General features: G+C 41.9%; 12 protein-coding genes. 7 read left to right on the top strand and 5 right to left on the bottom strand.

From position 1 onward, the window contains the following. Window positions 1-25 precede the first annotated feature (25 nt). The 4 genes from HWQ43_RS09090 to HWQ43_RS09075 all read right to left on the bottom strand — a co-directional run bounded on the left by HWQ43_RS09090 (window position 26) and on the right by HWQ43_RS09075 (window position 5,364). Window positions 26-2,260 (bottom strand): glycoside hydrolase, encoded by a 2,235-nt coding sequence (locus HWQ43_RS09090; protein ID WP_292732231.1) that lies wholly within the window; start codon window positions 2,258-2,260, stop codon window positions 26-28. A 79-nt stretch (window positions 2,261-2,339) separates the two neighbouring features. Continuing rightward, complete coding sequence (locus HWQ43_RS09085) at window positions 2,340-2,570, bottom strand: NifU family protein (protein ID WP_012408256.1); 231 nt, start codon at window positions 2,568-2,570, stop codon at window positions 2,340-2,342. A gap of 620 nt (window positions 2,571-3,190) precedes the next feature. Continuing rightward, a complete protein-coding gene (locus HWQ43_RS09080; protein WP_292732227.1) occupies window positions 3,191-4,954 on the bottom strand; it encodes an ATP-binding protein in 1,764 nt (587 codons plus the stop codon). Window positions 4,955-5,127: 173 nt separating this feature from the next. Next, window positions 5,128-5,364: a hypothetical protein gene (locus HWQ43_RS09075; protein ID WP_289796361.1), complete on the bottom strand. Its 237-nt coding sequence runs from the start codon at window positions 5,362-5,364 to the stop codon at window positions 5,128-5,130. 548 nt (window positions 5,365-5,912) lie between these two features. On the opposite strand from HWQ43_RS09075, the gene lepA reads away from it, so the two are divergent. The 5 genes from lepA to HWQ43_RS09050 all read left to right on the top strand — a co-directional run bounded on the left by lepA (window position 5,913) and on the right by HWQ43_RS09050 (window position 15,235). Beyond that, window positions 5,913-7,724: a translation elongation factor 4 gene (gene lepA, locus HWQ43_RS09070; protein WP_292732225.1), complete on the top strand. Its 1,812-nt coding sequence runs from the start codon at window positions 5,913-5,915 to the stop codon at window positions 7,722-7,724. Between the two features lie 409 nt (window positions 7,725-8,133). Then, window positions 8,134-10,317 carry a PAS domain S-box protein gene (locus HWQ43_RS09065; RefSeq protein ID WP_292732223.1) on the top strand — a complete coding sequence of 728 codons (2,184 nt, stop codon included), beginning with the start codon at window positions 8,134-8,136 and terminating at the stop codon, window positions 10,315-10,317. A gap of 204 nt (window positions 10,318-10,521) precedes the next feature. Further along, the gene (locus tag HWQ43_RS09060) at window positions 10,522-11,709 is read left to right on the top strand and encodes a glycosyltransferase family 4 protein (protein WP_292732220.1); all 1,188 of its coding nucleotides are present in this window, start codon (window positions 10,522-10,524) and stop codon (window positions 11,707-11,709) included. 292 nt (window positions 11,710-12,001) lie between these two features. Then, window positions 12,002-13,855, top strand: coding sequence for an alpha-amylase family glycosyl hydrolase (locus HWQ43_RS09055; RefSeq protein ID WP_292732218.1), 1,854 nt, complete (start codon window positions 12,002-12,004; stop codon window positions 13,853-13,855). Window positions 13,856-14,185: 330 nt separating this feature from the next. Then, window positions 14,186-15,235, top strand: a complete 1,050-nt coding sequence (locus HWQ43_RS09050) for a Type 1 glutamine amidotransferase-like domain-containing protein (RefSeq protein ID WP_292732215.1) — start codon at window positions 14,186-14,188, stop codon at window positions 15,233-15,235. Window positions 15,236-15,672: 437 nt separating this feature from the next. On the opposite strand, the gene HWQ43_RS09045 is transcribed toward HWQ43_RS09050, so the two are convergent. After that, window positions 15,673-17,802, bottom strand: a complete 2,130-nt coding sequence (locus HWQ43_RS09045) for a serine/threonine-protein kinase (RefSeq protein WP_292732213.1) — start codon at window positions 17,800-17,802, stop codon at window positions 15,673-15,675. A 148-nt stretch (window positions 17,803-17,950) separates the two neighbouring features. Here HWQ43_RS09045 and HWQ43_RS09040 point away from each other — a divergent pair, with 148 nt between their 5' ends. Together HWQ43_RS09040 and HWQ43_RS09035 are read left to right on the top strand one after the other, a co-directional pair. Further along, window positions 17,951-18,649, top strand: coding sequence for a rhomboid family intramembrane serine protease (locus HWQ43_RS09040; RefSeq protein ID WP_292732211.1), 699 nt, complete (start codon window positions 17,951-17,953; stop codon window positions 18,647-18,649). 328 nt (window positions 18,650-18,977) lie between these two features. After that, on the top strand, window positions 18,978-21,599 hold the full coding sequence (locus tag HWQ43_RS09035) for a PAS domain S-box protein (RefSeq protein WP_292732209.1): 2,622 nt from the start codon (window positions 18,978-18,980) through the stop codon (window positions 21,597-21,599). Window positions 21,600-21,646 lie beyond the last annotated feature (47 nt).

The following is a 21,646-nucleotide window of genomic DNA, read 5'->3' as shown; positions in this document are numbered from 1 at the left end:
GGTATAACACCAAGAATATTGAGTGTTAAGGCACCTCAATGGGAATCAAAGCATTTTCTGGCAAGTAATTGGAAAAACGCCCTTCATCTGCAAGCACCAAAATCAGTCGCAGAGGATAATCTGGCGGAACTTGCAAGTCTGCCCACGGTACTGCTAACTCTAAACAATTATTTAAAGCTACTTGAGCGCGACTGAAACGGGGATGCCATTGATAATTGTCTCCAGCTTCTCGAAATTGAATCGATTGCGTCAGCAAGTTAACTTCCAGAAGATGGTGGAAATGGTAATTAAGTGGGGCTGCATCTGGTACATCTGCCAAGGGAATTGGGCTGTTAACCATTGTTTTTTCTGGATAGAACCACAGCAAATTCAACTCTGCTGGCAAATCTTGTCCTGGTGCGGCGCCACTTTTGAAGTCCAGCCGCAAATAGAAATTTAAGTGATCCACCCCGTACCAAAGCCGCTGGATGACGCTGCTATTGTGCATTGTCCCCCGCGCCCCGCCGATTTCTATGCGTCCAGCTTTGTCCCAATCTTGCTCATCACCCTTACCATCAATGACAGGGTGAATAAACCCTTGTGGAGCGTGGTTAGCCTGTGCTTCGTGGATTTCCACTGGTTGCTTGAGATAGGGCGGTACAGGTTCATTTAATGCCTTGTAAATGCCAAACAGATGTTCTCGAAATAACCGATCAAAGATGGCATCCTGATTTGAGGAGTGTCCTGCACCAAACCACCAGAACCAGTCTGAACCCTCTGCGGCATACAATGCTTCCCACGCTTCGGGGTTGTTTTCTTCCGTCGCTTCGGGATGACTCGCAAGCATTTCCCTTGCTTCTGTTAAATAATCCCAAGCACGATTTTTGGCGGGATCGCCGATCCAAGTAGTGAAACTGCCATCTACCCAAGAACCACTATGTAGCTGCCCTCCGGGGATAGTGGCTGTAGCTGGAAATTCTTCCAAAAATTCGGAGACAGTGACGAGTTTGAGGTGGGGTTCATCGCTCAAACTTTGATATAAAGCTTCTAAGAAAGGTTTACCATCTTGAGGATAAAATTCCCAGCAATTCTCTCCATCTAAGGCAATAGTAACTAGCCAAGGTTGTTCACTTTGACTATCTCTTTGCATTTTAGCGATCGCTTGCAAATGTCCCACTAAATCTGCTGCTGCCTTTTTTGCTGGCATTGCACTATAAGTAAAACCAATCAAGTCTGATAATCTGTGGTCACGAAACACAATTGACAAGTCGCCCTCGGCGGTTTGCAGGCGATAGGGACGGTACAACAATTCTGGTTGCTCCACATTCCCCGCCCCATCCCGATGAAAAAGGTGTTTCAGCGTCCATCCTAAGACGGCTTCATCTGAGCATATCCACTTAAACCCTTGGTTAATAATGTGTGGAAGTACCGCCGGACTGACTGACTGTTCCGAAGGCCACAAACCACGAGGTATCTGTCCAAAGCGGTCTTTATAAAAGTCCCAAGCTTTCCGCAAGTGGCGAGGAATATCTTCTTCCCACTGAAATCGCTGCTTAGGTAGTGTCATATTGGGTACAGCTACCCGACCAGAATTAGTATCAGCTAGCAAGGGTAAAATTGGGTGGGTGTAAGGCGTGGTGGTAACTTCTAGCTGCCCCGCCTCCTGCATTTTCCGATGTTGAGGGATAATACGACTGAGAATTTCTCGCTGTTTAGAATAAATCCGCTGGCGATCGCTTAAAGTAAAATTCCGTCCCTGTTTTAACCAAGCAGCAATTTCTGGGTCATCCCAAAACAGCGGATCGATCCAAGCCAAATTGTGCCAAGCTAGCAAATCACTATAATCTGGCAATTCCCAATTTGCTAAACACCAAGCTTGCCCTTTTTCCTGCCTTTGCTGGTACAACTCGGCATAGCGGGGATGAGGGTCAATCAGGGTATGGTGATTGGCATCGAAAAAGTGTTGGATAATAAATTCCCGCTGTTGCTGGGTAAGTTGCTCATCCGGTGTCAAGCTGGCTGTGAGGTAAGGGTCAAAAGCAGTACCAGCAATATAATCTTCGAGTTGCAATATCAGCGATGGAACTAAATTCACCGTTTGGTGTAACTTAGGATACCGCTCTAAGAGCAATACCAAATCCAAATAATCTTTAGTACCATGCAAACGTACCCAAGGGAGACGGTACTGCTGACTCGGAGATAGCGAAACGCCGCTGCCAGGAGATTTGTACAGCGGCTGATGTTGATGCCAGATAAAAGCAATGTAGAGAGGATGAGACATAAAGAATAGTTAGGAGTTAAGAATAAGGAGTTAGGAGTTAATTGAAAACTCATAACTCCTAACTCCTAACTCCTAACTTTTACACCACTTGCTCAATTTCTGCAATTTCGGGAATCATTTCCTTAAGACGGCGCTCAATACCCATTCTCAAGGTCATTGCAGAACTGGGACAAGAACCACAAGCACCTTGCAGCCGCAGTTTTACAACAGGCCCATCGAGTTCTACGAGTTCGACGTTGCCGCCATCAGACATGAGATAAGGGCGCATTTCATCTAAAACTGTTTCAACGTTGTCAATTGTGAGTTCCATAGTTTAGACCTGCTAAGTTAGGGATGGCGTTGGGCATGGGGCATTGGGCATGGGGCATTGAAGAATAATGATCTCTGTGCCAGATGCGCCGTTACTCATTAACCATTATCCAAAGTTTTATTTTTCAGCTTTGTTAAATCGATCCTAAATCTAATTGCCGCTAGATTGTCAGGTGTCAGTTTTTAATGACTTTTGACTAAACCACTGCTGGTTTTAGCAACTTGATAGTTAGATTAGCTGAAACATTGTTTTCCTGTGAGCCTCCTACTTTACTCTAGCCTTTCGGTTCTGTTTTGCAGTTCAATGAAAGGCAGGATTTTATGCTCGTAAGTACACTCGCCGTAAAAAGGGGTCAAAAATCTATTTTTCACAGGTTGGTAGAGCAAAAGCCAATATTTAGAAGTTTGTTGTGTTTTTTCTTTAACCCAACCTCTCATTATACAACTCTAGTGGCTAGGGATGGGATTCTTTACAATCTCCAATCCCCAATTTTGTTATTTATTAAAAATAATTGCTAAAAAACTTTAAAGCTGAAAACTCAAAACCCAGCCCTGCTAAGTATCCAAACTCAGCACTCAGCACGGGCTAAACGCCCCGCTACCGCTAACAGCACTCATTACTCAACATTCAGCACTACTCGTTGAATCGCTATCATTAGACGAAACCATGACTGGTTGTTGATATAGTGGCACGGTGAATGTGACTGTTGAGCCAAGTCCTTCGCCCAAACTATAAAAATGTACCTCGCCCCCCATTGCCTCCACTAGCTTTTGGGATATTGCCAGTCCCAAACCTGTGCCGCCGTACTGGCGAGTGCGGGAGCCATCCACTTGAGAGAATAATTGAAACAGTTTATCTTGTTTGTCTAAGGAAACACCAATACCAGTGTCTGCCACACGTACTCTCACCATGCCAGGAAATTGCTGATCTTGAAAGTTCGCCTTTTTGAGTACTAAATCGGCGCTGACGGTAACGCCACCCTCATGGGTAAATTTGATCGCATTACCTACCAAATTGAGCATTACTTGTAGCAACCGTTGGTAGTTGCTTTGGACAATGATTTCATCGGAGGTAGCAGGCATTTGCATCCGAAAACTGAGGTTTCTCATTTCTGCTTGGGGACGCATAAAACCTTCTACATGACTGAATAGCTCATCTAGCTTGACTGGGGCATAAGCTAGCTCCATTTTCCCAGCTTCGATTTTGGCAATGTCCAAAATATCGTTGATGATATTCAGCAAATGTATCGATAATTGGTGAGCTTCTGTCAAAAACTGATTTTGTTCTTCTGGATCATCAGCCATCCCTTCTAAAATCAGCTTCAAAAAGCCAATCATACCGTTGAGGGGGGTACGAATTTCATGGGATACATTAGCCAGAAACTCACTTTTGAGGCGGGAAGCTTCTTCGGCTTTTTGACGCGCTATTTCTAATTCTTCATATAAAGTAGCATGAGCGATCGCAGTTCCCAATTGATCTGCTGCTTCTTTTGCCAGTTCTAATTCCGATTCTGTTAATGTATAGCATTCATCCTGCCAATTCAAGGCAACCAATCCATTAGCTTGGTCTTGATAGCAAGTCGCAACTACTAAAGTTTTCTGCCGCCCAGACTCTTTGTATCCAGCCACTTCCATCATAACTGGTTCTAGGGTTGCCAAGGCTTGAGCAAAGGCAGGCTCAGAAGCTATATCTATGTCTGAGCCAAGCATTGATTTGAGTTCTGGCTGGCGATACTCAGCCTTCACCTGTACTTTTGAACTTGAGGGCTGATAAGGACAAATAATGCAGCGTTCTAGCCGCAGTGCTTTTCCCAAACTATCAACTGTTTGCTGCCAAATAATATCTAAATCCAATGTCCGGCGAATATTTCTGGTAATGCGATTTACCAATTTTTGGTGTTGCTGTGAACGCAAAGCCAACTCTATTTGTGTGGGCGTTTTTGATGCCACACGCGCTTGTTTTTTGTTGAGTGTCGCTTGTACTAACCGTCCCATCACTAAAACGGTAGTAGCAGTGGTTCCCAAACTCGGCATAATCGGACTAATCACTAAGTCCAACTCAAATAATTCCTTCTGATAGCTAAACCAACATTGAAACCTTTCTGGCACCAAATTTGTCAAAATTCGGTGCAATCGTTCCAAATAAGTAACCTTATCCACCGGGACAAAAGTTTGAGTCTGGTTCAGATCGTCAACTATTTTTTCAGTACTTAACCCCAGGAGTTCGCTGTACTGCCAACAAAAGGTCAGATAGCGCCCTGCCCCATCTTGCGTATAAACCAACTCGGCTCCTAGAGTTGGTAATAAGCCATCAGTCTTACTGGTAATAGATTCCAGATTTTGGGAAAATACATTCGACAATTGGGAATTGGCAGTAATAGTCATTAATTGAGTTGGATAGACAAAGGGTATCCGACCGTAATTTTACTAAAGCCGCTGAAATTTATACATAAATTTTTACAGCTTTTTTGGGTTTGATGGGGTATTTTTTGGTGTTCTGAAAACCAGATCGGCAAACTTTACTTTTTTTAACTTGCATTGACAGTTAAATAATGGCGTCAATCGTTCCATTCACCGCGAGGAGGAACAGGAGTACGCACAGGCGTGCGCGTTAGTTCGTCATCTCTAAGGATTTCACCCCGTAACCACTGGCGAATTGCCACCTCAATTACTTTACTTGGGTCATTGGTGAGATGCTGAATTTGCTCTAGTAACTCGGAGTCTAGGCGGACAGCAATTTCTACCTTATCGGCTTGTGTATTTTCCGCTTTGGTAGTTTTCTCTCTCATATTCATAGGTTTATATACTCTGAATTCTTTGAATTGGTTTTGTCTAAAGCTTTGTAAAGTAGTTATATTCATTATTTGGGCTAATTCGCTGAAAAATTTTCAAGGGCACAGTTAAATACTTCCCTGAAATAGCACCAAAGTAACAGCTTTAAGTTTTAAATCGCATTTTTCATATAACTGACTAGACAATGGCTCTAAAAGTTTTGCCGATAAACCAGCGATTGTGGGCAATTACCAGTTGCAATTGCCCACGATCCCTACATGTACTTATTTACATTTATTGTACGCTCCTAGCTGTTGAATACTAGCAGCGATAAATAGACTTTCATAATATTCTTAAATGTCCACCTATTTAGATCGAAAGTTAAAGATGGGGTGAAGAGGGACGGGGAGCAGAGGGGCAGGGGAGCAGGGGAGCAGGGGAAGAATAATAACCCCTAACTCCTAACTCGTAACTCAGCACTAAAAACGGAGCGTCTTGGCTAAGAAAGCATTAAAATACATTAAGTAAATTACCCTTTTAACTTTGGTTGCTGCTAAGGCAAAGATAGTATATGACTGACGTTCCCGCAGTTCGCATTCGCAATTTTTGTATTATTGCTCACATCGACCACGGGAAATCAACCCTCGCCGATCGCTTGCTACAAGCTACTGGCACTGTTGAAGACCGACAGATGAAGGAACAGTTTCTCGACAATATGGATTTGGAACGGGAGCGCGGCATTACGATTAAGCTGCAAGCTGCCCGGATGAACTACACAGCCAAAGATGGTCAGCAGTATGTGCTGAACTTGATTGACACTCCGGGACACGTGGATTTCTCTTATGAAGTCTCCCGCTCTCTTGTTGCTTGCGAAGGAGCGCTATTGGTAGTAGATGCGTCCCAAGGTGTGGAGGCGCAAACTTTGGCGAATGTATATTTAGCGTTAGAGAGTAACCTGGAAATTATTCCGGTTTTGAATAAAATCGATTTGCCGGGAGCTGAACCAGAACGGGTAATTAGCGAAATTGAAGAAATTATCGGTCTAGATTGTAGTGGGGCGATTCTGGCTTCTGCTAAAGAAGGAATTGGGATTCATGAGATTTTAGAAGCAGTTGTTGAACGGATACCGCCACCGCCGAATACGATAAATGAACGCTTACGAGCGTTAATATTTGATAGCTATTACGACAGTTACCGGGGAGTAATTGTGTATTTCCGGGTGATGGATGGCACGTTGAAAAAAGGCGATCGCATCCATCTAATGGCATCTGGTAAAGAATTTGAAATTGATGAGTTAGGTGTCCTTTCTCCAACTCAAAAGCAAGTTGATGAACTGCACGCTGGCGAAGTAGGCTATTTGGGAGCGGCAATTAAAGCTGTAGCTGATGCACGGGTAGGAGACACAATTACCCTCAGTAAGGCGAAAGCGGAGTCACCCTTACCAGGTTACGCAGAAGCAAACCCAATGGTTTTTTGTGGGATGTTCCCCATTGATGCCGATCAATTTGAAGATTTGCGGGAAGCCTTAGAAAAGCTGGAACTCAACGACGCAGCGCTACATTATGAACCCGAAACTTCGAGCGCAATGGGGTTTGGCTTCCGTTGCGGTTTCTTGGGTTTGCTACACATGGAAATTGTTCAAGAACGTTTAGAGCGAGAGTATAACCTAGATTTAATCATTACAGCCCCCTCGGTGGTTTATAAGGTGATTACCTTAAAAGGTGAGGAACTGTACATCGATAATCCTAGCCGTTTACCTTCTCCCAACGATCGCGAAAGAATTGAAGAACCCTACGTGCAAGTAGAGATGATTACGCCGGAAACTTATGTTGGCAGCTTGATGGAGTTGTCACAAAATCGCCGTGGCATCTTCAAGGATATGAAATATCTCGCCCAAGGACGAACCACTCTCACTTACGAGCTACCCTTGGCGGAAGTTGTGACTGACTTTTTCGATCAAATGAAGTCGCGATCGCGCGGTTACGCTAGTATGGAATATCACATCATCGGCTACCGTGAAAATCCTCTGGTGAAGCTGGATATCATGATTAACGGCGATCCCGTTGATTCCTTGGCGATGATTGTGCATCGAGATAAAGCTTACAACGTCGGGCGGGCAATGGCAGAAAAACTCAAGGAACTAATTCCCCGCCATCAATTCAAAGTGCCAATTCAGGCATCTATTGGCAGTAAAGTTATTGCCAGCGAACATATCCCCGCTTTGCGGAAAGATGTGCTAGCCAAATGCTACGGTGGTGACATCAGTCGGAAGAAAAAACTTTTGCAGAAGCAAGCAAAAGGTAAAAAGCGGATGAAATCTGTAGGTACTGTAGATGTACCCCAGGAAGCCTTTATGGCAGTGCTGCGCTTGGATCAAAACTAATAGAATTCAGGAGTCAGAAGTCAGAAGTCAGAAGAATTGGAGTCAGAGTAGCGGATAGCGCAACGGTAGCAAGTCCGCATCTGAGAAAGAGGCAAGGGAGCAAGGGGGCAGGGGAACAGGGGAGAATTTGCAGTAAGTCTTTCTCCTCTGCCCCTCTGCCTTTTAGGCCCCCACCACAGTTTTCTTGTTCTGAATTATGTATTCTGTATTCTTTTTCAATATCCGTTAATTTTAATTACAAAGGCTGGAAACAGCAGCCTTAAGTGTACGAGTTTCAGTATGCTGCTGGCAGATTTAGCTTTCAAAAAGCCACACTGACTCGCTGTTGGCTCAACCATCCTTAAGTGTGTCTCTAATGCGGGATTTCTAACAGAAAAAATGATAATTTATTGTAGAAATTCAAAACATCATGAGTCGCAAGCAGACAGAAGAACAACTTTCTGAAGTAGAGCAAAAGTATCGCACTCTGGTAGAACAAATTCCGGGCGTTGTTTATGTCTCACCGATTAATAACACTACAAAAGTTGCTTATATTAGTCCACAACTGCAACAATTATTAGGCATTGCTCCCGAAGATTGGAACTTTGGTTTCTTTAATAGTTGGTTAGATTACACTCATCCAAACGATCGCGATCGCCTTTGGCAAGCTGTAAACACTACAATTGCTACCGGAGAGCCTTTGAGAATTGAGTATCGGATGATTAGGCGCGATGGCAGAATAATTTGGGTACGAAACCAAGCCAACCTCGTTTTCTGTGCCGATGGACAAACTCAGTTACTTCAGGGTTTAGTATTTGATATTAGCGATGTCTATGACGAGCTTTGCTTACGAAAACAGGTGCAAGAGAGCGAAGCACGTTATCGTACAATCCTCGAAGACCAAACAGAATTGATTGCTAGAGGCTTACCCGATGGTACTGTTACCTTTGTTAATGAAGCTTTCTGCCGATTTTTTGGACTGAAGCGAGAAGAAATTATCGCCCAGCACTACCAACCTGTTGTGTTTGAAGAAGATCGGGAACGTGTGTTTAGTCTGGTAAATTCTATCAGCTTAGAAAATCCCGTTATTACCATTGAAAATCGAGCCATAGCTTGCGAAGGGGTGCGGTGGACGCAGTGGATTGTTCAAGGGATATTTGATGAGCAGGGGATGCTTGTAGAACTTCAATCTGTTGGACGAGATATAACTGAACGCAAACTGGTAGAACAAGCTTTAAGTGAAAATGAGCAAAAATTCCGGGCGATTTTCAATCAAACCATTCAGTTTATGGGATTGCTTCAGCCGAATGGAATTGTATTAGAAATCAACCAAACAGCACTGGACTTTGCTGGGATTAATCGCGAAGAAGTAGTTGGCAAGCCTTTTTGGGAAGCAAAGTGGTGGACAATTTCTCTAAATACTCAAGAGCAATTAAAAACTGCGATCATAGCTGCTGCTAATGGTGAATCTATTCGCTATGAAGTTGAGATTTTAGGTCGAGATGCTCAAGCGATCGCGATTGATTTCTCACTGCGTCCTATACTTGATGAAAGCGGGCGTATTACCCTACTCATCTCAGAAGGACGAGATATTACTGAATATCAAGCCGCGCTTCAGGAACGCCGCAAAGCTGAAGAGGCATTGCGCTCCAGTCAAGACTTTCTACAAAAGGTTGCTAATACCGTACCGCATATTTTATATCTATTTGACCTTTTAAAAGGAACAAGTGTTTATCTTAATGAGAAAAGTGCGACAGTTTTAGGCTACTCTCCAGAGGAATTTTGTAACGCAGATCCACACTGGTTCATAAATTGCTTTCATCCAGACGACCGACACCTCTGCTATGACATAGCGAATCGCTTCGTCAACCTGAACGACAATGAAGTACTTTCCACTGAATACCGATTCCGACACAAAAATGGAGAATGGCGTTGGCTAAATACACGAGAAGTCGTATTTGCCAGAGATGCTAACGGCAGTCCAACGCAGATTCTTGGTTCGGTAGAAGACATTAGTACTCGTAAAGAAGCTGAAGTGATGTTGCGACAACAGGCCGAGGGAGAACGGCTAATTAATGAAGAATTACAAAGATTAGCTACCCTAGATGGCTTGACTCAAATAGCCAATCGCCGTCGATTTGATGAGTATCTGGAATCTGAGTGGCAGCGACTCAAACGCGAGCAACTGTCACTGTCTTTAATTTTGTTAGATGTCGATTTTTTTAAACTCTACAATGATACTTATGGTCATTTAGGAGGGGATGATTGTTTGCGGCAATTAGCAAGTGCCCTCAAAAATATTGTTAAGCGTCCAGCCGATTTAGTCGCTCGTTACGGTGGGGAAGAGTTTACTATCATTCTGCCTAATACAGAGATTCAAGGAGCAATCTATGTAGCTCAAACTATCCGACAAGCAGTCCGCGACTTAGCCATTCCCCATGCTCAGTCTCGCGTGTGCGATCATGTTACCGTTAGTCTAGGCGTTGTTAGCATTGTGCCAAATTCCGAAATTTCGCCGCCAGACTTGATTAATGCAGCAGACAAAGCACTTTATGTAGCCAAACAGCAAGGACGCGATCAAGTTCATGCTGTTTCCGTCGTTATCCCTTCTTGACACCTAGTTGCGAAGGGGAGGCTCAATTACGAATTATTACTATACCTTGCTTTCTATCCTTAGCCTACAGTTGATAACCTTTAAGAAAATCACTGTTAAAAAATCTAAACATTTTAGTAAAAGTACTCACTGGGTTGGCCAGACTTGTATTTTTAGGTAAATGTGGTTTCTTAGATATTTATAAAGTGTTGGGGAGTCTAGTAGATGAAGATATTGGTACTGAGTTGGGAGTTTCCACCAAGGATTATTGGGGGAATTGCGCGGCATGTAGCGGAGTTGTACCCGGAGCTGGTAAAGCTAGGACATGAAATCCACCTGATTACAGCAGAGTTTGGTCAGGCATCGATGTATGAGGTTGTTGAAGGAGTGAAAGTACATCGAGTACCAGTGGCATATAGTAACGACTTTTTCCACTGGGTAGTGAATCTCAACTTGAGTATGGGAGATCACGGTGGTAAGTTGATTTTAGAAGAAGGGCCCTTTGATTTAATTCATGCCCATGATTGGTTAGTCGGAGATGCTGCGATCGCTCTCAAGCATAATTTTAAAATACCGCTAATTGCTACAATTCACGCTACAGAATACGGACGCTATAACGGTATTCACACAGATATCCAAGGCTATATCAATGGCAAAGAAACCTTGCTAGCTTACAATGCTTGGCGGATTATTGTTTGTAGCGACTATATGCGCCAAGAAGTAGAACGAGCGCTCTACAGTCCTTGGGACAAAATAGATGTCATTTATAACGGTATCCGAGCCGAAAAGAAACAGCATCACATCGATTTTCATGCTCTAGATTTTCGCCGCCAATTTGCCGCAGACGATGAGAAAATCGTTTACTACCTCGGTCGTATGACCTATGAAAAAGGTGTACCTATATTACTTAATGCCGCACCCAAAATCCTTTCAGAAATGGGAGGTAATGTTAAATTTGTGATCGTAGGTGGTGGCAATACTGACCATCTCAAACGCCAAGCCTGGGATTTAGGAATTTGGCATCATTGTTATTTTACCGGTTTTCTCTCCGATGAATACTTAGATAAATTTCAAACTGTCGCTGACTGTGCGGTTTTTCCGAGCCTTTACGAACCCTTTGGAATTGTAGCTTTAGAAAGCTTTGCTTCTCGTGTACCCGTAGTCGTTTCTGATACTGGTGGTTTTCCAGAAGTGGTGCAACATACCAAAACAGGTATTGTGACTTGGGTGAACAATCCCGATTCATTAGCTTGGGGAATTTTGGAGGTTTTGAAAAATCCAGGTTATTGCCAATGGCTGGTGGATAACGCTTATGAGGATTTAGAACAACGATTTAGCTGGCCGAAATTAGCCAAGCAAACCGAGCAAGTATATCAGCAAGTTGTACAAGAGCGATCGCAAATTGCTTGGTAAGATAAATCCTTGACTTCTTGAAGAAGTCGGGGATATAAAATTTTATTTGAACCTGCATAAATCCTTAATCAACCTTTGATAAGTTTATAGCTGGCACTGCTTCAATTTATAGAGTAGTGCAAATTTAATCTGGTTTTAGATATTACAGCATATTTCAAGTTAGTAAGGTACACAAGCTAAATCTGTTACCCAGGTATAAAGCGTTTTTTACTCCTGAATTATGCTGCATTTTTGGAAATGCGAAATCAGTAACACTAGAAAAAGCTAATTCATCAAGGATGACTATAACTATATGAAACTGCTTCCTTTGGATAAACTAGGAGCTAGAGAAGCCAACGGTATTGTTGATTTTGGACTATTTCTGCCTTGGGTTTCTCAAAAGGATGGAAATCGGCTAATAATTAAAATTATCCACGAAAAAGATCAATTTATCCAAGATATTCAGCCCTTAGAATTTGAACTAAAGCATTCTATCGACTCAGAGTATGGTGATTATTGGTCAACTCAGGTAGATATCAAAACTCAATCAAAACCTAGTGCCAAATCTGCATGGGGAGAACCAGGTAGATATGTTTACCGTTATTGCTTACAAAATCCCAATCAGGGAGAAATAGATTGGATTCTTGACCCTTTTGCCAGAGAATTTGGTGTAGGTAAATTATCCGCCTTCACACTTGGCTATCAACAATATGAGTGGAGCCAGAAGGAAAAAACTTGGAAAACTCCAAATTTAAAAGATATTGTTCTCTACGAATTGATGATTGATGAATTCGGCGGCAATATTGATGGAACAATTGAAAAACTCGTCTATCTAGCAGATTTGGGAGTTAATTGTCTGGAAATCATGCCACTTTCCAATGTAGCCTTAACGGTAGATTGGGGCTTTTTACCAATTGGCTATTTTGGTGTAGATGAGCGATTTGGCAAAAGAAAAGATTTACAAGGTTTAATTGATGCGGCACATCAACACAACATTGCTGTAATTGTAGATGCTGTTTATGGTCACACTGGTGATAGTTTTCCATACTCTTATGTTTACAGAAAACTAGGGTATCGTGAGAATCCTTTTATGGGGACATTTGCTAAAGATTATTTTGGCGAAAGTACAGGCTATAATCGTAAGTTTACCAAAGATTTTTTCTATACAGTCAACTATCACTGGCTAGATGTTTATCATGTTGATGGTTTTCGCTATGACTGTGTACCCAATTACTGGGATGGTTCTACAGGAGTTGGTTATGCTAACCTAGTTTTTAACACTTACAAAACAGTCAAAGAAAAGAGACAAGCTGGCGAGGATTGGCAGAGATTCTTTAACAATGACACAATCAATTTGATTCAGTGTGCTGAACAATTAGAAGGACCAAAGGAGATTCTCGAACAAAGTTATACTAACTCTACCTGGCAAAATGAAACTTTTGGTGCAGCTGAAAGTGTAGCTCATGGAAATAAAGGTGATTTAGCTAATCTTGGCTTTAAACTTGGTCTGGATGGCTATCCTTCAGAGATTACAAACGATGGTGACAAAATTGCTAAAACAGCACTGCAATATATCGAAAATCATGACCACTCCCGCTTTGTTTGTAATTTTGGTACGATCGCCCGCGATAATGATTTATTAAAAGAAGGTAATCGTGACTTATGGTATAAAGTCCAGCCTTACCTAATTGGGATTTTCACTGGTAAAGGGATTCCGCTACTGTGGCAAGGTCAGGAATTTGGCGAAAACTATTTCCTGCCAGAACAAGGTTTTGGTAGAGTGATGTTGCTTCGACCTGTACGATGGGATTATTTTTATGACCCCATTGGTAAGAGTGTGCTTTCCTTAGTACGCAAGTTGATTAAACTGCGTCGTCAGCAACCGCAATTTACGGAAGGTGAACATTTCTTTTACAACGATTATGACCGCTATCATTCCAAAAATGTGCTGCTATTTTCGCGCAAACATGGTAACAAGTTTAGCCTAGTGGCACTTAACTTTAGCGATCGCGATCAAAATGTACCCTTCTGGTTCCCAATTGCTGGCAATTATCAGGAAGAACTAAATGGTGAAAACAATTTAATTGGCGTTCCCAGTTATTCAGAATATTGGGTAACTATTCCCAGTAACTACGGAAGGATCTGGACAGTGACAACCAATACCTAATCTATTTTAGGTTTCATCTGACCAGAATTAAACGCTACAAGCAATGTAGAATTTTTGCACAGTAACGCAGACAATTAATGATCGCTCTGCGTTATTTTGCGTTAACAAACAGTACAAGCCCTGTACGCTGGAAATTCTACCCTATCTAGTGCCACAGTTAAGCTAGTGCGCGTCTAAATTGCACATTTTTCGTTAAGACTGTCCTAAGTCAATTGGTTATTCACAACAACTGATAAATGACTAATGACAAAGGACAAATTTCACGAATAAATAAGCAATTAAAATGCGTCACAGCCTAGCAATAATTGCAGTTTGCTCTAGAAGTTTAGTATGACAAAGGCATTCCCAAGCATAGCAAGGCGCTTGAAAAGTACAGGAATCAAGTTGTTGAAGATGGGAACCTTCCTAATAACCCGTTTTATTGCAAGCTGGAAACGCTTCTTCCTGGGTGACACTGTTGATGTTCGCCCCTCCACCTCTCCTTCCTTTGATGTCCGTCCCTCCTTAGCGGGCCCAGTCCTGAGTTTGGGTGGGGGAGGCCCCGATGTCGATGATGCTATCCAGTGGATGATTAACCAAGTTAGGGGTGGTAGTAACTCCAGCACTAAAGTTAATGTTGTAGTTCTCCGCACTAACGGTAATCACGATTACAATCGGCTAATTTATGCCATGAAGGGTGTAAATTTTGTGGAAACTCTTCTGGTTAGAGATAGACAAGAGGCAAACAAAGCTGAGATTTATGAAAAAATCCGAAATGCTGATGTAGTTTTCTTTGCTGGCGGGGATCAATGTCAATACATCCGCAACTGGAAAGATACCAAGCTTGAGGCTGCCGTTAAGTCAGTTTACCTTAAGGGAGGTGGTATTGGTGGCACTAGTGCGGGTGCAATGATCCAAAGTGATTGTGTCTATGATGCTTGCGCTTCTTCCGAAAAAGGCATTGAAACTAGAGACGCACTCGAAGATCCCTATCGAGACATTACTTTTACTTACAACTTTTTCAATTGGAGTAATTTGAAGGGAACTATTGTAGATACACACTTCGACAGACGGGAAAGAATGGGGCGAATTATGACTTTCATTGCCCGTCAAATTAAGGATGGTGTATCTAGCAGTGTTTTAGGTATAGCAGTTAGTGAAAGTACATCGGTTCTTGTGGATAAAAACGGTTTGGTGAAAGTTATGGGTAGGGGTGCAGCATACTTTGTACTTGGTAATCATCTACCAGAAGTATGCGAACCCCGAAAGCCTTTGACCTTTTCCAATTACAAAATTTGGAAAGTTCGCAGTGGCGACACCTTCAACTTAAGAAACAGACCAACTTCTGGGTACTATCTCAGGAGTGTCAAAAGGGGACGGATTGATTCAAATCCCTATTGAGTCGGGAATGATGGGCAGGGCTATTTTATATCTTGTCCGCTTGATTACTTATTAAACCCGAATCACCCCACCCCGCAAAAGGTACGCTTTGCCTCCCCTCCCCGATGCTTTGGGGAAGGGGATTAATTTTTAGGAATTATTTGTGTGTACACCGTAGCCTATTAAGAAAGGGAAACCTGTAGCTTTAGCTATAAGCTCTTTGAGGTTCTTTTATTATGGGCAATTTAACAGACATGATATCAATCTTAACCTGTGAATTTGATAGGTTGCTTAGGGGTTGTTTGAAAAGTGGTTGGCTATGATTTTAGGCACTAGCTGATCCCCCCTAGCCCCCCTTAAAAAGGGGGGAACCGGAATCAAAGTCCCCCAATTTATCGAGGGATTTAGGGGGATCTAGAATGTTTTGTTACCGAAAAGAAAACTTTTAAAACATCCTTTTAGGGTGTCGTCTGCGGTGGATTGGTGGAATTAGGAAATGGAAGAATTGGTACGATTACAGGCTGTGGTTTTGCGCCTTGCAGTTGAATTTGGGCTTGATTGCGGCCGTCTATTGCTTGTTGGTAATTAGGCTTGTATTTTATTGCTCGATCGTAAGAAGCGATCGCTTCTTGATATCGTTTTAAATTTAATAGGGCATTGCCTCTGCTATACCAGCTTTCGGAATGGTCGGGTTTATAACGAACTGCCTTATTATAAGACGCGATCGCATCTTCATATTTCTGCAATATGTATTGCGAATTCCCTAAATTATACCAGAGTTGATAGTTATTTGGCTTAAGCGTTGCCGCTTTATTATAAGCTTTTATTGCTTCTTCATAGCGTTGGTTTTGATGCAGCGACCATCCCAAATTATACCATGCTTGATAGCTTCTGGGGTTGTATTTAATTACTTGATTAAAAGATTCAATCGCTTCTGGATAACGCTGCAAATTCAGCAGGATATTACCTCTAGATAACCAAGCTTGGTAATAATCTGGCTGATATTGCACCGATTTATCATAAGCTGCAAATGCATCTTGATAGCGTTTTAAATTTACTAGCGCATTCCCTAGATTATACCAGGCTTGCTCGTAGTCTGGTTTTAAATCAACGACTTTTTGATAAGCTGCGATCGCTTCTTCATATTGCCTAGAATTCTGCAAGGCTAATCCTTTTTTATACCAAGCCTCATAATTATCTGGTTTGAGTTCAATCGCCTTTTCATAAGATTTAATTGCCTGGTCATATTGGTTTAAATTACTGAAAGCTTCACCTTTAGCATTCCAGACTTCTGAGTTGTCATTCTTTAATTCTAAGGCTTTGTCAAAAGAGGCGATCGCTTCTTGATATCGTTGTAAATTTCCCAATACAGTGCCACGTCCAATCCAAGCATCTAAATAATCTGGCTGAATTTGAATTGCTTTATCATAAGCCACTAATGCTTCTTTATATTTTCTTAATTTATTTAGCGTTTTGCCTTGACCATTCCAAGCTTTAGCATAATCTGGTCTAAGACTAATGGCTTTTTCATACACTTCTAGCGCGTCTTGATAACGTTGCAAATCAAAAAGCGTATTTCCTTGTTTAGATAATTCTATGGCATTATTTGAATTAATGTAACTCCAAATAAATATTGATGCTACTCCGCCAACAGTCAGGAAAAATATTGTTAGTAAAATTTTACCTAATATACCTTTTTTAGGTTCAGGTTTGTTGATATTTTTTGGTGGAGAAGGAGGAGTTAACGCTATTGTTTGGGTGGGTGGTTGTGTTAACTCTTTCAGCGCTTGTAATGCCACTGTTGCTGAAGGATAGCGTTGCCGAAAGTCGTAGCACACCATTCTATCTAAGAATTGAGCAAATTCTGGTGTTACCGTGGCTTTGTCATGCCAGATAATTTCGTTAGTATCAGCATCCTTTACTATTTCCTCTGGTGATAATCCAGTGAGAGCTTGAATAGCAATTATTCCCGCAGCATAGATATCACTGCTCAATTTTGGCGTACCATGAGCTTGTTCGCCAGGAATATATCCAGGTGTACCGATAGCTACTGTTGCTAGAGTTTGACCTTGGGGAGTAATAACTTGAGTAGCAATTTGTTTCACTGCACCAAAATCAATTAAAATTAATTTGCCATCTGGTTGGCGTCTGAGAATATTGTGGGGATTTACATCACGATGAATTACATTTTGTTGATGGACAAATTCTAAGATTGCCAAAAGTTCTTGTAAAAGTGAAATGACTTCCTCTTGACTGAGGATTTTACCTGGTGTTAATTCTTTACTCAAGTCATGACCTTCGATCAATTCCTGTACAAGATAGAATTCGGCATTTTCCTCAAAGTAAGCTAGAAGTTGGGGAATGCGATCGTGAGTTCCTAATTTATACAGAACTTGCGCTTCCGTATCAAATAAACGCCTAGCTGTTTCCAAAGTTACTGGATCGCTTGCCTGGGGTTTGAGTTTCTTAACAACACATAGAGGTGAACCAGGTAATTGGGTATCACAAGCCACAAAAGTTTCACCAAAACCCCCACCTCCCAAGTTACTAATAATTTGGTATCTTCCTACAAGTGTGTTTCCTAGCATCTTGTTTGCCTAGTTAAGTGCGATGCGATCTGATTTCAATCTTGCCACACGTTAAGGGGAAGTGAAGGAGTGAGGGAGGCAGGGGAGGCAGAGGAGGCAGGGGAAGAATAACTAATGACTAATGACCAATGACTAATGACAAATCTATATGATTCCTATTAGTGATAATATTCGTTGTCGAAGTAAGCCAATTATTAATTACTGGTTGATTGGCATTAACCTGGCTGTATTTTTATGGGAACTTAAACTAGAGTTTAGCGGTCAATTAGGCTATTTTGTCAATAGTTGGGGTGTGATACCAGCACAGATTAGTGGAGCAGTTACAAATGCTCTCTTTTTCAACTCTGCGGCTTGGATAGTTGTTATTTGGCGGGTATTTACCCTATTTTTTGGCATATTTCTACACGGCAGTTTTAGTCAAATATTAGGAAATTTACTATTTTTGTGGGTTTTTGGGAAAACTGTAGAAAATCTTCTAGGACACGGACGCTATCTAGGATTTTATCTGGCTGCTGGTGTGATGACAGGGGTAATACAAATTTTGGCTGAACCGAGTTTAACAGTTCCATTGATTGGGGCAAATGGTGCGATCGCAGCTATTTTAGGAGTATACGTTATGAAGTTTCCTAAAGCTAAAATTGACACTGTTTTGCCGCTTATAATCTTGTATATCCCTATCCAGCTACCAGCCTTTTTCTATATATTTTGGTGGTTTGTACAACAATTATTTTATGGTATCGGAAGTTTAAATATTCCTCCTGTTGGCGTAAATCAATCGGGTGTTGTCTTCTTAGGGCAGGTTGTGGCACTATTAATTAGTGCAGCTATCATCCGATTGAAGAAATAAAATTTATTTAGCTATCTAGCTATTTTTGTAGGGTCGGTACTATTAAGTGACTGATGTCACAAAGCTCGATTTTGATATTTTTGGCAGGCGGTGCTTACCCTACAATTATCGAAACTCATATATACCTTTTGGGTGAGATTCATAAACTGTTTTTGCTCCAAAAAGCATATATTCAATAATAAAAAAACGATCGCGGCGATAATTTTTTAATTTTTAATTTTTTATGTACCTTTTCAGAGGTTACATTTGATAGCTGGAAAATTTATAGGTGAAACTAGGGGATACCTACTCTTCAAGTCGATATTATTAAGTATTAACGGGGTATAATATGCAAGATGTTGATAAAATTAACTTTCAAGTTACTGATGAATTAGCAGTTTTACGGCAGCGTGTTGCTGAGTTAGAGCAATCAGAAATATTTTATCAACAAAGGCAAACAGCCCTTGAGGAAGAATTAATAGAACTACAAAGACAGCTGCCAGTAAAAGCAGAAAATTCTCATCTTCAAGTTGTTGATTGGCAGATTGAGAAGGATGCATCTGGACATCAAAATTTACCAAGAGATGTAGCAGTAATTTCACAACAACTCCAACAAGAAATTGCAGAGCGACAGGAGAGTGAAGAACGACTGAGGCTAGCTCTAGATGTATCCCAGATGGGCTTGTGGGATTGGAATATTGTTACCAATCAAGTTATCTGGTCAAAAAATTATGAACTGCTTTTTGGTTTACTTCCAAGTAGTTCTGATAGCCCTTATGAGACGTTTAAAAAGTGCGTTCATCCTGAAGATAGCCCATCTGTCATGGAAGCGATCGCCCACGCTTTGGCACAAAAAACTGACTACAATGATGAATTTCGTATAGTTCGCCCAGACCAAAGTACACATTGGATTTCTGCCAAGGGAAAATTTATCTATGACGCTCAAGGGCAAGCGGTGCGAATGATCGGCGTTTGTATGGAAACTACTGTGTGTCAGCAGGCAAAAGAAAGTACTCGCGAACTCACGACACAAGTCCAAGAACAGGCAAATATTTTAGATGCCATCCTTACCGCCTCAGTCGATCATATTTACATCTTTAATCGCCAAGGTTGTTATCAGTATGTCAGCCGTGATGGCGCAACTTTACTAGGTTTAAAGCCCCAAGATATTGTCGGGAAAAGTTTGCCAGAAATGGATTTACCCGCTGACCTAATAATGCAAGTAGATATTCAACGACTTACTGTCATGAGAACTGGGCAGCCGATAAAACATGAGTGTAAATATTTTACTGCCGATGGGTTGCATTATTATGAATACATTCTCACACCATTACGAAATTATAACCAAAGTATTGAAGGCGTAATTACTGTTTGTCGCGATATTACCGAACACAAACGGGCAGAAAAGACTTTACGTGAAAGTGAAGCGCGATTTCGGCGTTTGTTTGAATATAACTTGATTGGGGTCGCTTTTTGGAATGTGCATGGCTTTGTAAATGATGCCAATGATGCCTTTCTTCAACTAGCTGGCTACACTCGTGAGGAATTTGCCACTCTAGGTAGAATTAATTGGAGAGAACTTACTCCTATTGAGTATAAAGATTTAGACGATCGCGCCTTTTTGGAGGTGCAAACCACTGGAGTTTCCAGAATTTTCGAGAAAGAATACATCCACCGCAACGGTAAGCGAGTACCAATAGTTTTGGGGATAGCTTTGCTAAATGACTCCCAAGACAACGGTGTTGCTTTTGTACTGGACATAACCGAGCGCAAATTGGCTGAAGAAGAATGCGATCGCCTACTCTACCGCGAAAAGACAGCACGCCAACAAGCAGAAATCGCCAACAAAATTAAAGATGAATTTCTGGCGGTTCTCTCCCATGAACTGCGAACCCCACTCAACTCCATTCTGGGATGGTCAAAAATGCTGCGGACTCGCAAGTTTGATGAAAAAACTACTCACCACGCTTTAGAAACCATTGAACGCAACGCCAAGTTACAAACCCAGCTAATTGAAGATTTGTTGGATGTGTCGCGCATTCTCCAAGGAAAATTAAACTTGAATATCTGTCCTGTCAGCTTGGTAATGGTAGTTGAAGCAGCACTAGAAACAGTACGACTAGCAGCACAAGCCAAGTCAATTCAAATTCAGACCGTATTTGATACCAATTTGGGACAAGTGATGGGCGACCCAAATCGGCTGCAACAAGTTGTGTGGAACTTGCTCTCCAATGCAGTAAAATTTACACCAACAGGAGGACGGGTAGAAGTTCGACTCATGGAAGCTGCAAATCAGGCTCAAATTCAGGTCAGCGATACAGGTAAGGGAATTAGCCTAGACTTTTTGCCTTATGTGTTCGATTACTTTCGTCAATCTGATGGCACAACTACAAGGACATTTGGTGGACTAGGTTTAGGACTAGCGATCGTGCGTAAGGTTGTAGAAATGCATGGGGGAAATGTTCAAGCCGAAAGTCTTGGAGAAGGTTTGGGTGCAACCTTCAGTGTCGAGTTACCGCTTTTAGTCAGAAGCGAACAGGTTCGGGGTGAAGAGAATCAGTCTTCATATTCTGAGCCTGAATCCTCACTACTTGCGGATACTCAAGTTTTGGTAGTGGACGATGAACCAGATATCCGCGATTTAGTTACCTTTATTTTACAAGACTACGGTGTAGAAGTAACCGCCGTATCCTCAGCAGAGGAAGCATTACAAGCGCTATCTGAGTCAATACCAGATGTTTTAATTAGCGATATTGGAATGCCAAAAACAGACGGTTATATGCTGATGCGGGAAGTACGATCGCGATCGCCCCAACAAGGAGGAAACATACCAGCGATCGCTCTGACAGCTTATGCAGGGGAAATGAATCAGCAGCAAGCATTAGCCGCAGGATTTCAATTGCATATCTCCAAACCAGTAGATCCAGATGTATTGGTGAAAGCGATCGCTGATTTGATTGAACCAAGCTGATATAGGTAAGCGTCCGTCGGCTGTCCATAAAAGCCGATGCAATCGCA

Source organism: Nostoc sp. JL31, from assembly GCF_017114965.1.
Taxonomy (GTDB): Bacteria; Cyanobacteriota; Cyanobacteriia; order Cyanobacteriales; family Nostocaceae; genus Nostoc; species Nostoc punctiforme_A.
The sequence above is the reverse complement of the archived record's forward strand: the minus strand, read 5'-3'. Positions and strand labels throughout refer to the sequence as shown.